The organism is Salmonella enterica subsp. diarizonae (assembly GCF_008692785.1).
Taxonomy (GTDB): Bacteria; Pseudomonadota; Gammaproteobacteria; order Enterobacterales; family Enterobacteriaceae; genus Salmonella; species Salmonella diarizonae.
In genome coordinates this window covers 1-531 of record NZ_VXJV01000036.1, presented here as the reverse complement: position 1 = coordinate 531, position 531 = coordinate 1, and the positions used below count along the sequence as shown (strand labels likewise).

Annotated in this window: 1 pseudogene; it reads left to right on the top strand. The window is 62.3% G+C overall.

Annotation, left to right across the window (positions count from 1 at the left end):
- Positions 1-531 (top strand): annotated as a pseudogene (locus F4V72_RS24000) (ImcF-related family protein); the annotation flags it as partial.

Sequence of the window (531 nt, the reverse complement as noted above, 5' to 3'; positions counted from 1 at the left end):
TGCGTAAACTTAAACGCTGTGCGGTCAGCGCGATAGTGCTGGTCTATGACGGCGAACTGCGTCAGGCGATGCAGGGCGACCTGATTGTTCGCCAGCTTAACGAACGCTATAAAAAACTGGGCTGGCGCGTGCCGCTGTATCTGTGGGAAGTGCAGAAGAGCGCGTGGCCACAGGAGGGCCGCGAGACTCAGCCGGTGGGTTGCCTGCTGGCCCCGCACACCACGCCGCCGGAGCTGGTGGAGACCCTGAAATCGCTACCGGACACGTTGATAGAGCCTGGCGTGCAGCAGGGGCTGGGCAGCCATACGCATGATTTCCTGTTGCGTCTGGGCTGGCAGTTGCGTAACGGGATGGCGGAGCGTTTTCATGCGCTGGCGGTGTCGCTGCTCACCGGCCCCTATGCGGTGCCGCTGCGCGGGGTGATGTTCAGCCCGGCGGTTTACCCGAAGGACGGAACCGACAGACAGCGCTGGCTGCCGGATAACAGCTGGAACGCCATTCTGAACGATTTGCCCTCGCTCAGAATCCAGC